The 15531-nt window shown below is 45.2% G+C and carries 13 protein-coding genes; 4 read left to right on the top strand and 9 right to left on the bottom strand.

Translation table 11 applies throughout. The features are described from left to right. Nucleotides 1-3: 3 nt before the first annotated feature. A complete protein-coding gene (locus ATG66_RS09480) occupies nucleotides 4-1254 on the top strand; it encodes a TIGR03503 family protein (protein WP_098415058.1) in 1251 nt (416 codons plus the stop codon). 136 nt (nucleotides 1255-1390) lie between these two features. On the opposite strand, the gene ATG66_RS09485 is transcribed toward ATG66_RS09480, so the two are convergent. From ATG66_RS09485 to fadE, 7 genes are all read right to left on the bottom strand, one after another. After that, a complete protein-coding gene (locus ATG66_RS09485) occupies nucleotides 1391-2239 on the bottom strand; it encodes a universal stress protein (RefSeq protein ID WP_098415059.1) in 849 nt (282 codons plus the stop codon). Nucleotides 2240-2249: 10 nt separating this feature from the next. Further along, a complete protein-coding gene (locus ATG66_RS09490) occupies nucleotides 2250-3740 on the bottom strand; it encodes a SulP family inorganic anion transporter (RefSeq protein ID WP_098415060.1) in 1491 nt (496 codons plus the stop codon). 577 nt (nucleotides 3741-4317) lie between these two features. Continuing rightward, on the bottom strand, nucleotides 4318-4809 hold the full coding sequence (locus ATG66_RS09495; RefSeq protein WP_098415061.1) for a phosphate-starvation-inducible PsiE family protein: 492 nt from the start codon (nucleotides 4807-4809) through the stop codon (nucleotides 4318-4320). After that, nucleotides 4806-5435 carry a MarC family protein gene (locus ATG66_RS09500; RefSeq protein WP_098415062.1) on the bottom strand — a complete coding sequence of 210 codons (630 nt, stop codon included), beginning with the start codon at nucleotides 5433-5435 and terminating at the stop codon, nucleotides 4806-4808. Before ATG66_RS09500 ends, ATG66_RS09495 begins: the two co-directional genes overlap by 4 nt. Before the next feature lie 349 nt (nucleotides 5436-5784). Next, nucleotides 5785-6198, bottom strand: coding sequence for a VF530 family DNA-binding protein (locus ATG66_RS09505; RefSeq protein ID WP_098415063.1), 414 nt, complete (start codon nucleotides 6196-6198; stop codon nucleotides 5785-5787). A 229-nt stretch (nucleotides 6199-6427) separates the two neighbouring features. Then, nucleotides 6428-8191 carry a SulP family inorganic anion transporter gene (locus ATG66_RS09510; RefSeq protein ID WP_098415064.1) on the bottom strand — a complete coding sequence of 588 codons (1764 nt, stop codon included), beginning with the start codon at nucleotides 8189-8191 and terminating at the stop codon, nucleotides 6428-6430. 219 nt (nucleotides 8192-8410) lie between these two features. Beyond that, nucleotides 8411-10855, bottom strand: a complete 2445-nt coding sequence (gene fadE / locus ATG66_RS09515; RefSeq protein ID WP_098415065.1) for an acyl-CoA dehydrogenase FadE — start codon at nucleotides 10853-10855, stop codon at nucleotides 8411-8413. Nucleotides 10856-11230: 375 nt separating this feature from the next. Between fadE and lpcA the strand changes: the two genes are divergently transcribed. Next, nucleotides 11231-11809, top strand: coding sequence for a D-sedoheptulose 7-phosphate isomerase (gene lpcA / locus ATG66_RS09520; protein ID WP_098415066.1), 579 nt, complete (start codon nucleotides 11231-11233; stop codon nucleotides 11807-11809). A 188-nt stretch (nucleotides 11810-11997) separates the two neighbouring features. Then, nucleotides 11998-12843, top strand: a complete 846-nt coding sequence (locus ATG66_RS09525; RefSeq protein ID WP_098415067.1) for a class II glutamine amidotransferase — start codon at nucleotides 11998-12000, stop codon at nucleotides 12841-12843. Between the two features lie 50 nt (nucleotides 12844-12893). Here ATG66_RS09525 and purN read toward each other — a convergent pair whose 3' ends face one another. Both purN and purM read right to left on the bottom strand, forming a co-directional pair. Beyond that, nucleotides 12894-13550, bottom strand: a complete 657-nt coding sequence (gene purN / locus ATG66_RS09530) for a phosphoribosylglycinamide formyltransferase (RefSeq protein WP_098415068.1) — start codon at nucleotides 13548-13550, stop codon at nucleotides 12894-12896. A gap of 129 nt (nucleotides 13551-13679) precedes the next feature. Beyond that, nucleotides 13680-14720, bottom strand: a complete 1041-nt coding sequence (purM, locus tag ATG66_RS09535; protein WP_098415069.1) for a phosphoribosylformylglycinamidine cyclo-ligase — start codon at nucleotides 14718-14720, stop codon at nucleotides 13680-13682. 179 nt (nucleotides 14721-14899) lie between these two features. Between purM and upp the strand changes: the two genes are divergently transcribed. Beyond that, complete coding sequence (gene upp, locus ATG66_RS09540; RefSeq protein ID WP_098415070.1) at nucleotides 14900-15526, top strand: uracil phosphoribosyltransferase; 627 nt, start codon at nucleotides 14900-14902, stop codon at nucleotides 15524-15526. Nucleotides 15527-15531: the final 5 nt, after the last annotated feature.

Genomic DNA, 15531 nt, shown 5'->3' on the forward strand with positions numbered 1-15531 from the left:
GCTATGTTGAGGGCTTTGTCGATCGCACTATTCGCGGTCTGGAGTTGTTTCGCGAATGCAGCGAGTGAGTCCGCCATCTCTTTGTTAGATAATCGTTTTCGGGTTGATCCGACCATCGAACAGATTACTTTTTTGGTTTATCGTAAACAACGTTCTCAACCTGTCGTATTAGTGCGTCCTGATGGTAAAAAGTATTATGCTTGGGGTACCTACGATAATGTACGTTGGTACCAAGAACCCTCGCTCGACATCATTTCCGTCGATAATCCAATGCCGGGGCCATGGCAGGCGGTTGGTAAAGTAACGCCAAAAAATAATATCCGCTTAATTTCGCATTTAAAACTCAGCACAGATGAATTCCCAAATCGACTCTATAATGGCGAAGCGCTTAAATTCACTGCGCGTCTAACCTCAGACGATAAACCGCTTGTGCTGCGTGATTTTCTTGACCGGATAAACCTGCGAGTCACGTTTAGGAAGTTTGTCGAAAATGAAGATGAACTGATCAAAGAGGCGCGCCCAGTCCCAATGGTGGTGGGTGAGTTTTCTGATGATGGTCGTGACCTAGATGAAAAAGCGGGCGATGGCGTATTTACCGTCCAACTACCAATAGACGTTGAGCCCGGAAAGTACCGTGCGCGAATCACCTCTGGCAATGGCGTATTTTTACGCGCGCAAGAGCAAGTCATCTTGGTTTATCCGAACCCAATCACTCGAACCTTTATCCAAGCTCGAAATCCTGATAAGGCCCATCAGCTGGTCGTCAGAGGGGAGCAGGGTATGATCGCACCAGGCTCTATTGCGACAACGGTCGAGCAACACGCACCAGATGGCTTTATTAGCTACAGCCAAAAGCAAGTCTCCAAAGAGGGGATGAAAACCACACTAAGCCTGAACAACGATGCTGAACTGGGTAGATACTCATGGCGAGGAAAGGTTTTTGCCACTGATTTCGCCACGCAGCGCCCGCTGATGTTTCCAATTCATGAGCAAACCTTCAGCGTTGTCGATGAAGTCGATCTAGAAGCTGCACGAATCGCCAAAGAAGCCGAGCTTATTGAGCTGCGCCGTATCGAGATGGAAAAGCGCATCATTGCTGAGCGTGAAGCTAAACGTAAGCGTAGCATAATCATCATTGCGGTAGGTAACCTCATCGTGCTATTGATTGGCCTTGTCGCATGGGGAGTCTGGCGTAACATAAAAGCCAAACGCGACGCCATGCCAGAGATGCAACTGGAAGTCCCAAAGAAATAAAGGTCACGATCAAAAAAAAGCGAAGCTCAACGGCTTCGCTTTTTTGTTTGAGGTGGTACTTATAATGACAGTTTTGCCTGTGTTTTTATAACCCTTTTCAACAAAAAGCCTTCTGTCATGAAGGCTTTAAAAAGGGTTATCTAATCAGTAAGAGTGGCACTGTCGTGTCGGTAATAATCCGTGTCGTATTGCTGCCGACAAAAAACTGACGAAGTATCGAATGCCCGTAAGCTCCCATAACAATCATGCCAATGTTTTGTTGTTGCTGATATTTCAAGATAGCGGAATGAACTTCACCTTGAAGTTTCACTTCAACAACCGTTATGCCATTGGCTTTGAGTTTCTGTGCTGCGTTTAAAAATGCATCAGTTTTGCTGTTGGAGTCTTCAACCATCACTAGGTGGCATGTCATCCCTTTCAGAAGCGGGGTTTTAATCGCCTTATCAACCAGTTTTTCGCTAATTGCACTGCCATCAAAGGCAAGTACGTAACTGTCTGGCGGCGAAAAACCGTCCGGTGCAACGAGAATATGTGATTTGATTGAACGCACGACACTTTCTAACTGTGAGCCGATGGTTTTGGTGTCATTCTGGTGAAGTTCACCTGACTTGCCAATAACCAAAACACGAATGTCTTGCTCTATATCCGTTAATGTTTCGACTAAGTTGCCATGTTTTTGTAGCTTATGAATAGTATTGAAACCGTGTTCTGCTAAGTGGTGCTCTAGATCGTTTAATAAAGCTTTGCCATGCTTCAGCGCTATTTTTGCTCGCTGCTCATCAAGTTCGATAAGTTCAGTAAGTAAGTGTTCTCTGGCTCCGAGGCCGATATTGCCGCTTAACTCACTTTCTGTTTCTTGAGATGACTTATCCAACACATGAAGTAGCGTTAATGGTGCGGATAGGCGCTGGGATGTCCATGCACCAATGTCGGCGACAGATTGGGAATAGCTCGACCCATCTATACAAGCGATTATGTTTGTCATAATTAGATCCTTAGTGTCCGCCCATCATTTTTTCGACTTCTTCTGGTCTATCGTGGATACCAAATTTATCAACGATAGTGCTCGTTGCTTCATTCATCCCAATCAAATTAACTTCTGTTCCCTCTCGTCTGAATTTGATAACAACGCGGTCCAAAGAAGAAACAGAGGTGATATCCCAAAAGTGGGCATTCGAGAGATCAATCGTGACACGCTCAAGGACTTCTTTAAAGTCAAATGCTTTTAAAAATTGATCTGATGAAGCAAAAAAGACCTGCCCAATAACACGATAAGTACGCTCGTCACCGTTTTCGGATAAATCACTTTTAACCACCATGAAACGCCCAATTTTGTTGGCAAAGAAGAGTGAAGCGAGTAATACGCCCACAAACACACCAATCGCGAGGTTATGAGTGGCAACGACCACGACAACGGTCGCAATCATGACGATGTTGGTTGATAACGGATGAGACTTGAGATCTTTAATTGAACTCCAAGAGAAAGTACCAATTGAAACCATAATCATAACCGCCACCAATGCCGCCATTGGGATAAGTTTCAACCAATCACTGAGGAAAACCACCATGATCAGGAGAAAGATGCCCGCACAGAATGTAGACAAACGACCACGACCGCCAGATTTGATGTTGATAATGGACTGACCAATCATGGCACAACCTGCCATACCGCCAATAAAGCCTGTTGCGATGTTCGCAATACCTTGGCCTTTACATTCGCGGTTTTTATCACTGTTAGTGTCAGTTAAGTCATCAACAATTGTCGCCGTCATCATTGACTCAAGTAAGCCAACAATCGCGAGACCTAATGAGTAAGGTAAAATGATCCAAAGTGTTTCTAGGTTTAGAGGGACATCAGGCCATAAAAATATAGGTAGAGTATCGGGTAGTTGGCCCATATCACTCACGGTGCGAATGTCGATGTTAAACACAATAGCGACAACCGTAAGGGAAATGATGCACACTAGAGGTGATGGTAAAAGCTTGCCTACATAAGGGACATAAGGAAATAAGTAGATAATGGCAAGCCCCGCAGCCGTCATCGCATAAACATGCCATGTCACGTTGGTTAACTCTGGCAGTTGCGCCATAAAAATAAGAATGGCCAAAGCGTTTACAAAGCCCGTTACCACTGAACGAGAGACAAAACGCATCAAATCCCCTAGCTTGAGGTAGCCGGCGAGAATTTGAATGACACCAGTGAGTACAGTTGCCGCTAATAGGTATTGTAGGCCATGTTCTTTGACCAGAGTGACCATCAACAGAGCCATCGCCCCCGTTGCCGCTGAAATCATTCCTGGTCGGCCACCGACGATAGAGATGATGAATGCAATACTAAATGAGGCATAAAGGCCTACTTTTGGGTCAACGCCTGCAATAATGGAAAAAGCAATCGCTTCAGGAATCAAAGCCAGCGCTACAACTATGCCAGCCAGCACATCACCACGTATATTGGACAACCAATCACGTTTCATCGTTTCAATCATGAATTTACTCTTAAAATTATGAAGTTAGTTAATAGTAGAAAGGAGTTAATGAGGGATGTGGTTTAAGGCGGCGTAATTGACATTGGGTCACTCCATGAAAAACAAAAAAGAGATCTTAAACACAGATTAAGAAACCGTCAAATGTCAATTTAATAAAGAACCAAGCATGACAGTGGTAATGAATGAGTTCTTCTTTACCAAAATTAGTTATGTTCGTTGAATAATAACCTTATCGAGATACAAACTAATGTCTGAATAACCATTGAATATATGGTAATAGGAGCGAGTAAGAAGATAGTTGTTCAGCGACTCAAAGAGCTAGAAAACGGAAACATGGTCATACGTCGGGTTATTAATGATAGACCGATTCTATGAGCTGACTGAGTTTGCTTAAAGTGTCGGGAGCTTTCTAGATGATTTGCGTAAAGGGCCGGAAACGAACGACATTCAGATTAAGTGATGAATCAGCTTAAAACGGTGAATAAAGCTTTAAGGAAACAAATCAACAATGATAGTCGTTGTCTTGGGTTCGTTAGGCTTTATTTTCATGGTTCAATAACCGAGTCGACTTGAACAGTTATTTGTGATTAATGCGGTCAAGTGCTTCATCCTCTTGCCTTCTTTTGTCGGCAATAAGCATCACGCCATATGTTAAGCCTAACGACACCATAATGGCCCCTAACGAAAAAACTTCTAATGCGTCGATTTTATTAAAATCAAGTACAATAATTTTTCGGGCCACGGCCATCATGGCTGTCACAACCACAAGCTTTACAGGAAACTCATACCCCTTGAGGTAGATGCGAATATTGACAAAGATTTCGATTGCAACGAGTACTGCGAGAAAGGCTGCAAAAGTCTCAAAAATGTCGCTAATATTCAGCAAATACAAAGGATCTGAAGTCAGGCGTTGGTATAAAACATATAATACATCCACGATACCGAAGTAAATGACAATGACCATTAAAACGGCCAAAAGCTTAACGGCGAAACGAATGGCTATATGACTAACACGAATGATTCGGTCAGGCTCGTCTAACGGTAACTCCTCATGCGGTTCTCTTTTCATTTAAGATCTCCAATTATGCCTATGTGGCTTATTATTCCATTGATGACATGATCAGCAGCGACTGTTGCCAGAATTAACCCCATGATACGACTTATAATACTGGAACCAGCAGAGCCAATAACCCTATAAATTGCAGACGCGCAAAGCAAAAGAGCAAGCACTGAGAGTAATACAACACCCAATAAAGCTATTATTATGAGTTGTTCGTTCAGCGAGTTTCTATGGCTATCAGTCATCATAATGGCGGCTAATATCGCTCCTGGTGAGGCAATTGAGGGCATAGCCAGTGGGAAAATTGCCAAATGATTATGTCCTTCAATTTGTGAGATCTCATCATCAGGCTTACTAGAGCCGAATATCATACTTGTAGCAAATATAAAAAGTATGATGCCTCCTGCAACCTGAAATGACGCCAGTGGCAAGTCCATTGCCTGAAGTAATGCTTCACCCGCGATTGCAAAAAATAAGAGCACCAGTGAGGCGATGGAGACGGATTTTATCGCGAGTTGTCGTCGCTCCAATTCCGATTTATTTGCTGCAATAGCAAGAAACACTGGAACAGTACCGATAGGATCAACGACAGCCCATAACAACACAAAATCATTTATTAAGCCGGTTAAGCTCATCCATAACTCCCAATCAATCCCTTCTCATTCAAGAACAAATCTATGAATTTATATTGGAAAGATTAGTCTAGTTTGGAAGGAATAAATTAGGAACTTACGAGATAGTGAAGAAAGGACGCAGTAATTTGTTCAAAGTTCCTAGTGTTTTAGCAGAGTTAGTATGAATGATAAAGTGGTAGAGAATTGCAGAATGTTTAGTGAGATTTATACAAACATTCTTTATTGGAATCGGAAGGACATGAAAATATTCGCCTGCAAACGTTAGCTTTACAGTAGTCGTACAAAAACTAAAGAGCGCGCAAGTTACCTATACATCGCTCTTTTACTATTATTTCGAGGAATCGAGGAATTAACGACGAAAAGGACGATTACGTGATGAGCGTTCTTTATGAGCGGAGGCCGCTTTAGCTTGTGACTTTAAAATTGAGTCAACCGTCAGTTCCAGTGGCTCCTTCGGCTTTAGGCCATGTGGGAACGTACGAGCTCGTGGAGGCAGGTCATACTCTTCGCTAGAGGCGCGAGGCATGCGCTTAAAGCGGTATAGGTAGAAGTTCTCTAGCTTTTCTCTCGCCCAATCGGTTTTCTTTAAATACTTAACACTGCTCGCAATCGATGGGTTGGTATGAAAACAGTTAAAACGCATAGCCGTATCTAGAATGTCCCAACCATAGAAATCCACAAGTTCTTGCAGCAATGTTTCTAACTTAAGACCGTGTAACGGGTTATTTTGTTGTAGTTCAATTCTTTCTTCATCAGTCATCATAACGAGCTCCCAAGTATCTTACTAACCAAGGTGGTGGGTTGTGTGGTTTCCGCTCCAAACAAGACGGTCGTATTTTGTCATGAAGATAGGAAGGGAGCGGATTTTAGCAGAGTTAGCCTTCTTTCCCTAATCTGAAATCGTTTAGTTGAAAACAGTCTTTTACTGAGCTTGCCAAATCGTCTGTATTGAGTGTCTATCAGAAAGGACGATGGCGGTTTTAAATGGCCGTTTAAGCCACTTCAGGTATCGGTTTTGGTGGTTGCTCTAAGTCGGGCTCTTTTTGTACCGTCGGGATTTGTCCTTCACCGACCGCATTGATGTAACTGCCACTGAGCTTAATGGCGAGATACATATCGGCACGCAGTAAGATACCGCCCTCGCTGGTGCTGATCCCAGTGAGCTCACACCATTGACGTAAGCGTCGTTTTCGTCCGGCCAGAACCAAACGTATGCCTCGCTTTTTCAATACGTCATGAATGTCAGCCAGCGTTGCCATTACACTTAAATCAAGATGGGTAAAGCTTGATACCGCATCAACCACGACACAACTGGCATCTTTGTGATGCTCTGCATGTTCTAGCACTCGGCGCTTAAAATAAGGGGCATTAAAGTAGGTAAGTGGTGAGTTGAATCGATAAATTACCATGCCTGGAATAGGTGAGGCTTTGCCCGTGTCGTCGATGGTACGAATAGTACCTTTCTCATCCAATCCAAGCAGCTGATCACTCGGCCGCATGACGATGCGTAAAAACTGAAATAACCCCAAAAGCACGGCTAATGTAATGCCCGGAATCACACCAATGACTAAAACAGATACGAAGGTAATGATGGCAAGATAGAACGCGTCTTTGTCACGTGCCTTTAACGTCCAAATACCCTTGAGATCGAGTAGCGACAAGGACGCAATAATCAAGACGACGCCAAGTGAAGCAATAGGGATAAACTGTAAAGGCTCGTAGATAAACACGGCGATGACCGCAATGGTGAGCGCCGCAATGATCGATACGAGTTGGGACTTGCCGCCATTTGCATCGTTGACTGCGGTGCGAGAGTCGGCGCCACTAATCGCAAACCCTTGAGAAAAGGCAGAAGCTATATTCGCAAACCCCAATGCCTGAAATTCTTTATTAGCGTCAATATCATAGCAATTTTTAGCCGCAAAACTGCGCGCGGTGAGCATCATGCTGACAAAGCTCACGATAGCAAGGTTGAGTGCTGGAACCACCAGTCCGCGCACTTCACCTAGCTCGAACTTTGGTGTTTGGAATTGTGGAAACCCGCCTTGAGTCAGGCCGACCACAGAGACGTTCATCTCTTGTAGATGGAATAACCAAACCGAGGTTGTCGTGACCAGTATGGCGAGCATTGCCGCTGGCCAAGCTGGGCGATAGCGTTTCGTCACCAGATAAACCACAACCGTTGCAATACTTAACGTTAAAGTAGGCCAGTGAAGTTCTGCTAAACGTTGAGGCGCCTCCCATAATTGCTCAAGTAGATAACGTTGTTCGTATTTTAAGCCCAAGACTTTCGCAAACTGACCCACAATGATGGTGAGGGCGACACCGTTGAGTAGTCCCAGAAGGATAGGACGAGATAGGAAGTCAGCAAAAATGCCTAGTTTGAATCGGCTTGCCAGTACGCACCAAATACCTGTCATGGCGGTCATGGTCATGACCAATTGCCAGTGTTTGGTTGGGTCGCCTGCCGCAAGAGGGGTAACGACAGCAGCGATAACCGCGCAAGTCGCCGCATCGGGGCCAACAATGAGCTGTCGAGAAGTGCCCATCACAGCATACACCAGCATGGGCAATACGCACGAATACAGGCCGACAATCGCAGAAACACCGGTTAACTGTGCATAGGCGATGGCGACAGGTAGCGCCACCGCGACGACAGAAAAAGCCGCTCTAAAGTCGTTAACAAGCCATTCTTTTTGATAATGCTTAAGTTGGACTAGCCCGGGAAACCATTGTGCGAATAATGTTTTGGCCAACAGATTTACTCTATATGTGGTTGAGTTACTTAAAGTATACACCGCTTCGTCGTAACGCCTGTGAGCTATTTATCCGTTGAAAAGCGAAAACGTTATTTGGTGAGGTTCACTTAAGCATTCGTGTTGGAAAAGTACTGGGTTGATTTCGAGATATTTGGAACCATCATAAGTCAAAACGGGAGCCATCGCGGCTCCCGTTTTACTGTCTCAGAGGATCGTTTAAGCCACGCTATCCATCTGAGGGTATAGTGGCTTTGCGGCAAGTAGCTCCGGCTCAAAGTCATCGACATTGATGGTATCTAGACGGTGTTGCTCCGCTTCTCTTAGCAGTTCCGCTTCTTCTTGAGTAAGAATACCTTGCTCTAGTCCTTCTTGTGCCATCATATCTAAACGCAAGAATGGGCGGCGCTTATCTTGTGCTTTACATACTTTGTCGAACAGCGGTTCTGCTTGAAGAATCACTGAGAGGGCCAGTTCAATCTTACCTGCAGGATTGTGCTCGGTTGGTTCAAGGTATTGACCGCGCCCAATGCGTGAACGTGTTGCACTTGGGGTTTGTAGAATACGCGCGACTTTGCTGTCTAATTTATCGCTTGGCGCTTTACGTATACGGCCAAATGGCATGATGAGTACACGTAGCGCACGGGCAATGACTTTATTCGGGAAGTTCGCTAAAAACTCATCTACGGCCACTTCTGCTTGTTTTAAGCTGTCTTGTAAGCCCCAATGAACAAGAGGAAGATCTTCGACTGGGCGTCCATCTTGTTCAAAGCGTTTGAGTGTCGCTGAGCTGAGGTATAATTGGCTTAGGATATCTCCCAAACGTGCAGACAGTCGCTCTTTGCGTTTTAGTGACCCACCCAGCACGGCCATCGAGATATCAGACAGAAGGGCTAAGTTCGCGCTGTAACGGTTTAATTGCTGGTAGTAGCGCTTGGTGGCATCTTTGGTTGGAGCCGATGAGCCTAAGCCATCACTTAAGCCAAACCAAATACTGCGCACGATGTTACTCATGGTGAAGCTCACATGACCAGCAAGGGCTTTGTCGAATTGTTCAACTGCATCGCTGGCGTGAGAGTAAGCCGCGTTCATTTCTTCTAGAACATAAGGGTGACAGCGAATGGCACCTTGGCCGAAGATGATCATTGAACGAGTTAGGATATTGGCACCTTCCACGGTTACGGCGATTGGCGAACCTTGGTAACCACGTGCTAGGAAGTTAGAAGGGCCAAGGCAAATACCTTTACCGCCTACAATGTCCATGGCGTCGATAATGCTTTGTTGACCACGGTGAGTACAGTGGTACTTCACGATTGCCGAGATAACCGATGGCTTTTCACCTAGGTCAATACCTGCCACCGTTAGGTTACTTGCCGCGTCCATTACATAGGCGTTACCACCTAGTCGTGCTAACGGTTCTTCAACCCCTTCCATGTAACCGATAGGTTGTTTGAACTGACGACGGATACGGGAATATGCCCCGGTTGCCATTGCGGCTGATTTGATGCCACCGGTTGAGTTTGAAGGAAGCGTGATACCGCGACCAACCGATAAACACTCAACCAGCATACGCCAACCTTGGCCAGCCATTTTTTCGCCACCAATAATGAAATCGATAGGCACAAAAATGTCGTTACCGCGCGTTGGACCATTTTGGAATGGTACGTTAAGAGGGAAGTGACGGTTTCCAATCTCTACACCTTTCACATCCGTTGGGATGAGCGCACAGGTAATACCGAGATCTTTTTTGTCGCCCAGTAAGCCTTCAGGATCACGCAGTTTGAAGGCTAGGCCGAGTACAGTCGCTACTGGTGCAAGGGTGATGTAGCGTTTGTTCCAAGTTAGGCGCATACCTAAGACTTCTTTACCATCCCATTCGCCTTTACAGACCACACCGTAGTCTGGGATTGAGCCTGCATCTGAGCCAGCTTCTGGACTGGTTAGGGCGAAACATGGGATCTCTTTGCCTTCTGCTAGGCGCGGTAGGTAATGATTTTTTTGTTCTTCAGTACCGTAGTGTTGCAGTAACTCTCCAGGGCCCAAAGAATTCGGCACCCCAACGGTGGAAGATAGAACGCCCGATACGCCCGTGAGTTTTTGTAGTACCAAAGACTGCGCGTAGGCGGAAAATTCAAGACCGCCGTATTTCTTTTTGATGATCATGGCGAAGAACTTATGATTTTTGAAGTATTGCCATACTTCTGGAGGCAAATCTGCTAGCTCATGGGTCACTTGGAAGTCACTGACCATGGCGCACACTTCATTAACTGGACCGTTAAGAAATGCTTGTTCTTCGGCACTTAATTTAGGTGCTGGAATGGCATGAAGCTTTTGCCATTCAGGCTTGCCTTTGAATAGTTCGGCTTCCCACCATACTGTGCCCGCGTCTAGTGCCTCTTTTTCTGTTTGAGACATGGCAGGTAGCACTTTTTTGAAAAGCGCCAGCGCTTTACGACTAATTAAAGACTGACGAACGCTGGGAACCGCGAGGATGGCTGCAGCAAGTATGTAAATCGCCCAGCCTATCAACCCTACTGAGCCAGTAATGGTCAGTACTAACATGGTAATAGTTAGAAGGCTGATGGATTTCACGAGGCTCATTCGGTGATAGAGCGTGACGCCTAACACGATTATCATCGTGATGATTGAGAGCAAGATGTCCATATGTATTTTCCTTTTCAGACTTTATAAGTGTTGTACGTCTGTGCGCTAGGTAAGAGGTCTAACCAGTTGACTAAGTGTAATCAAAATATTAAGGAAATGTAAAACATAAGATTGGGTAAAAAGTGATCTAAGTAGGGTTAAAATTTTAAAGTTGCGATTTGAGTGATGATTTTGTAAGCAAGTTAACAAGTTTATTACTATCACTAATCTAAATCTGTTGCTTCGCTATCGACACTAATTCTCGTTTGTGGGTAAACTCAGAGGCATCAAACCCGAGTTCAGGTTTATGAAATGTTAGATGCTGAATTAGCATCAGAACAATTTGCTGAGGAAGCGATGGATTTCCGACAGCCTAAATAATAAAGAGAACGTGTTATGTACCATGATCTGATTAGAAGTGAATTAAACGAAGCGGCTGAAGTGCTCAATAAATTTTTAAGCGATGACCATAACATTGCTCAAATAGAAGCAGCAGCGAAAATGATTGCAGACTCATTCAAGCAAGATGGTAAAGTACTGTCATGCGGGAATGGGGGATCTCATTGTGATTCGATGCACTTTGCAGAAGAGCTCACCGGTCGTTACCGTGAAAATCGTCCGGGCTATGCGGGTATCGCTATTTCAGATCCAAGTCACCTTTCTTGTGTCAGTAACGACTTTGGCTATGACTTTGTATTTTCTCGTTACGTTGAAGCTGTGGGTCGTAAGGGCGATGTTTTGTTTGGTTTGTCGACGTCTGGCAATTCAGGCAATATTCTTAAAGCGATTGAAGCGGCAAAAGCTAAAGGTATGAAGACCATCGCACTGACAGGTAAAGATGGTGGACAAATGGCCGGTCTCGCTGACGTTGAAATTCGTGTACCACACTTTGGTTACGCTGACCGCATTCAGGAAGTACATATTAAGATTATTCACATTATCATTCAGTTGATTGAAAAAGAGATGGAATCATAGGGTACGTAGCTTTTTCGATTGGGGTTGCGGCCTGATATCGACCTGAATAAGTAACTCTGCGCTAGTGGCAAAGAGACGGATTGCAACGAGTGAGTGTGCAAATTGACAACATGGTTATCAGCGGCTGTTACCAAAAAATAACCTGTGACTTGTTTAGGTCGATATTTAAGATAAGGAGTTCGTAAACGATGTGTGAATTGCTCGGCATGAGCGCCAATGTTCCTACGGATATTTGTTTCAGCTTCACCGGGCTTATGCAGCGTGGAGGCCGAACTGGTCCACATCGCGATGGATGGGGCATTACCTTCTATGAAGGGAAGGGATTTCGGACCTTCAAAGATCCCAAACCGAGTTGTGAGTCTCAGATTGCTGAGTTGGTGCAAAATTACCCGATCAAAAGTCGAGCGGTGGTGAGTCATATCCGTCAGGCTAACCGTGGAGGGGTTAATTTAGAAAACACCCATCCCTTTACGCGTGAGTTATGGGGGAAGTATTGGACTTTTGCCCACAATGGACAGCTATCAGGTTATCAAGACTTGCATACCGGTCGGCATCGACCTGTCGGCGAGACAGATAGTGAACTGGCCTTTTGTTGGCTATTGAAACAAATGGAAGATCGATATCCTGAGCCTCCAGAAGATATGGAATCGGTTTTTCTCTATGTTGCTAAATGCTGTGACCAGCTAAAAGACAAGGGCGTTTTTAATATGTTGCTCAGTGATAGTGAGTACGTCATGACGTATTGTACTAATCACTTGTATTGGATCACGCGACGTGCGCCATTCGGTAAAGCCGTGTTGCTTGATGAGGATGTAGAAATCAACTTCCAAGAAGAAACGACACCGCACGATATTGTCTCTGTTATTGCCACTCAACCTTTGACTGGTAATGAAGCGTGGCAACGAATGAAACCAGGAGAATACGGTTTATTTCATCTCGGCGAGTTAGTCGAAAACAATGCGTCTGAATTAGCAAATGTGCCGTTTGCCGCAGCTAAACCGGGCAACCAGGCGGCCATTGAGCCACTGGAATAAAACCTGATAATAGAAGAAAAAAGGCAGTCACTGAACTGCCTTTTTTGGGTCTATTCAGAAGATGACTCTTCTTCGGCAGCGTAGCCGTGAATACCAAGAGCTTGACCATCGAGCCAAGCTTTGCCGTCTTGCATCTTCAACCTATCTTCAACCAACCACTTGGTGACCATAGGGTAGATATTGTGCTCCTGAGTTTGAACACGGGCAGCAAGTGCATCGGCATCATCCTCCTCAAATACCGGGACTTTTGCTTGCAAAATGACAGGGCCGCCATCTAACTCTTCCGTCACAAAGTGAACACTGGTGCCATGCTCTCTGTCTTTGGCATCAATCGCACGCTGGTGGGTGTGCAAGCCCGGATATTTAGGTAATAGAGAAGGGTGAACATTGATCATCTTGCCTCTATAGTGCTGAACAAACGCACGAGTGAGGATTCGCATGTATCCCGCTAAGACAATGATGTCAGGCTGGTAATTATCTATTTGGCTCATTAGTTCCGCGTCAAAGGCGTCTCGAGAATCAAACGCTTTTGGATCGACAAAGTGACCGTTCACATCAAACTGTTTTGCACGTTCTAACCCATAAGCATCTGCTTTGTTAGAGAACACGGCCGCGACCTGTGCGTTTGGCATGTTGTCTTCGCAAGCTTCCAAGATGGCTTGCAGGTTACTGCCGTTACCCGAGATGAGGACCACAATGTTTTTCATGATACTGAGACTACCTTGATATTGTAGGTTCTATAAATTACCTACTATTAGAATGGTTTTTCGATCTGCCAGATAGCAAAATGAGGACATAACGTCCCCATTCGTTCTATTTTTAGCGTGATTCACAAGTTATTTGATTTCAACTTGTTCTTCATTAGTTTCCGCTTGAGCGACTTCACCAATTACCCACGCGTCTTCGCCTTCTTTTCTAAGAAGAGCAACCGCTGCATCTGCTTGCTCTTTCGGTAGGGCGACGATTAGACCAACACCACAGTTAAATGTGCGATACATCTCGTGTGTATCTACGTTCCCTTTTTCTTGTAGCCATTTGAAGATAACTGGCCATTCCCAACTGTTACCGTCGATCACCGCTTTTGTGCCTTCTGGCAGTACGCGTGGTATGTTTTCCCAGAAACCACCACCGGTGATGTGAGAGATTGCATGGATATCGTGCTTATCAATCATCTTAAGTGCAGATTTGATGTAAATTTTGGTCGGTTCAAGAAGGTGTTCGCCGATAGTGCGACCTGCGAGCTCTTCGTTTTTATCTGCGCCAGACACGTCAAGAATCTTGCGGATCAGAGAATAACCGTTTGAGTGTGGACCGCTTGAGCCGACGGCGATGAGCGCATCACCTGCGGCTACTTTGGTACCGTCAATCACGTCTTCTTTTTCGACGACGCCCACACAGAAGCCTGCCACATCGTAGTCTTCGCCTTCATACATGCCCGGCATTTCAGCCGTTTCACCGCCGATAAGTGCACAACCTGCTTGAATACAGCCTTCCGCGATACCCGAAACCACATCCGCTGCGGTATCAACGTCCAGTTTACCTGTTGCGTAGTAATCGAGGAAGAACAGTGGCTCTGCGCCTTGCACTATAAGATCATTGACACACATCGCAACAAGGTCGATACCGATAGTGTCGTGCTTGTTCATATCCAGTGCCAGGCGAAGCTTAGTGCCTACGCCATCAGTACCAGAAACCAGTACAGGTTGTTTGTATTTGGTTGGCAATTCGCATAGCGCGCCAAAACCACCGATCCCACCCATCACTTCAGGGCGGCGAGTGCGTTTTACTGCACCCTTAATACGATCCACAAGCGCGTTGCCCGCATCAATATCTACACCAGCGTCTTTATAGCTCAGAGAAGAGTTATTACCACTCACAGGGAAGTCCTCGGTATTTAGTTGGATATGAAAACGGCGCTATTCTATCAGTGCTTAAATATAGATGGCAAACGTTTGCGTTGGTTTTTTTCTCTCGTGATTTGTTCTGATATCTCTGTAAAAGTCATGTATAATCTGCAGGTTTGTTTAAATATTGCCAACTATAGCCGGAGATGGACATGAAAGTTGTTGAAGTAAAGCACCCTCTAGTAAAGCACAAAATTGGTCTAATGAGAGAAGGTGACATCAGCACAAAGCGTTTTCGTGAGTTAGCGACAGAGGTCGGTAGCCTACTAACGTACGAAGCAACAGCAGACTTTGAAACAGAGAAAGTGACCATTGATGGTTGGGACGGTCCGGTAGAAGTAGACCAGATCAAAGGTAAAAAAGTCACTGTCGTGCCAATCTTACGAGCAGGCCTTGGTATGATGGACGGTGTTCTTGAGCACATGCCTAGCGCACGCATCAGCGTGGTGGGCATCTACCGTGACGAAGAAACGCTGGAGCCAGTACCCTACTTTAATAAGCTTGCTTCTAACATAGACGAGCGTATTGCGCTTGTTGTTGACCCAATGCTGGCAACGGGCGGTTCTATGATCGCGACCATCGATCTTTTAAAAGAAAAAAATTGTAACCACATTAAGGTGTTGGTACTTGTTGCTGCGCCAGAAGGTATTGAAGCACTCGCAAAAGCGCATCCAGATGTTGAGCTTTACACTGCAGCAATCGATGAGAAGCTAAACGATAAAGGTTACATCGTTCCTGGTCTTGGTGATGCTGGCGATAAGATCTTCGGCACGCAATAATTAAG

The sequence above is a fragment of the Vibrio sp. ES.051 genome, assembly GCF_002563795.1.
GTDB lineage: Bacteria > Pseudomonadota > Gammaproteobacteria > Enterobacterales > Vibrionaceae > Vibrio.

Excerpts from the sequence above, each read along its gene's own strand:
- lpcA (WP_098415066.1), top strand. The coding sequence starts at position 11,231 with ATGTACCATGATCTGATTAGAAGTGAATTAAACGAAGCGGCTGAAGTG.
- ATG66_RS09490 (WP_098415060.1), bottom strand. The coding sequence starts at position 3,740 with ATGATTGAAACGATGAAACGTGATTGGTTGTCCAATATACGTGGTGAT.
- upp (WP_098415070.1), top strand. The coding sequence starts at position 14,900 with ATGAAAGTTGTTGAAGTAAAGCACCCTCTAGTAAAGCACAAAATTGGT.
- ATG66_RS09495 (WP_098415061.1), bottom strand. The coding sequence starts at position 4,809 with ATGAAAAGAGAACCGCATGAGGAGTTACCGTTAGACGAGCCTGACCGA.
- ATG66_RS09480 (WP_098415058.1), top strand. The coding sequence starts at position 4 with ATGTTGAGGGCTTTGTCGATCGCACTATTCGCGGTCTGGAGTTGTTTC.
- purN (WP_098415068.1), bottom strand. The coding sequence starts at position 13,550 with ATGAAAAACATTGTGGTCCTCATCTCGGGTAACGGCAGTAACCTGCAA.
- ATG66_RS09485 (WP_098415059.1), bottom strand. The coding sequence starts at position 2,239 with ATGACAAACATAATCGCTTGTATAGATGGGTCGAGCTATTCCCAATCT.
- ATG66_RS09525 (WP_098415067.1), top strand. The coding sequence starts at position 11,998 with ATGTGTGAATTGCTCGGCATGAGCGCCAATGTTCCTACGGATATTTGT.
- ATG66_RS09500 (WP_098415062.1), bottom strand. The coding sequence starts at position 5,435 with ATGAGCTTAACCGGCTTAATAAATGATTTTGTGTTGTTATGGGCTGTC.
- ATG66_RS09505 (WP_098415063.1), bottom strand. The coding sequence starts at position 6,198 with ATGATGACTGATGAAGAAAGAATTGAACTACAACAAAATAACCCGTTA.
- fadE (WP_098415065.1), bottom strand. The coding sequence starts at position 10,855 with ATGGACATCTTGCTCTCAATCATCACGATGATAATCGTGTTAGGCGTC.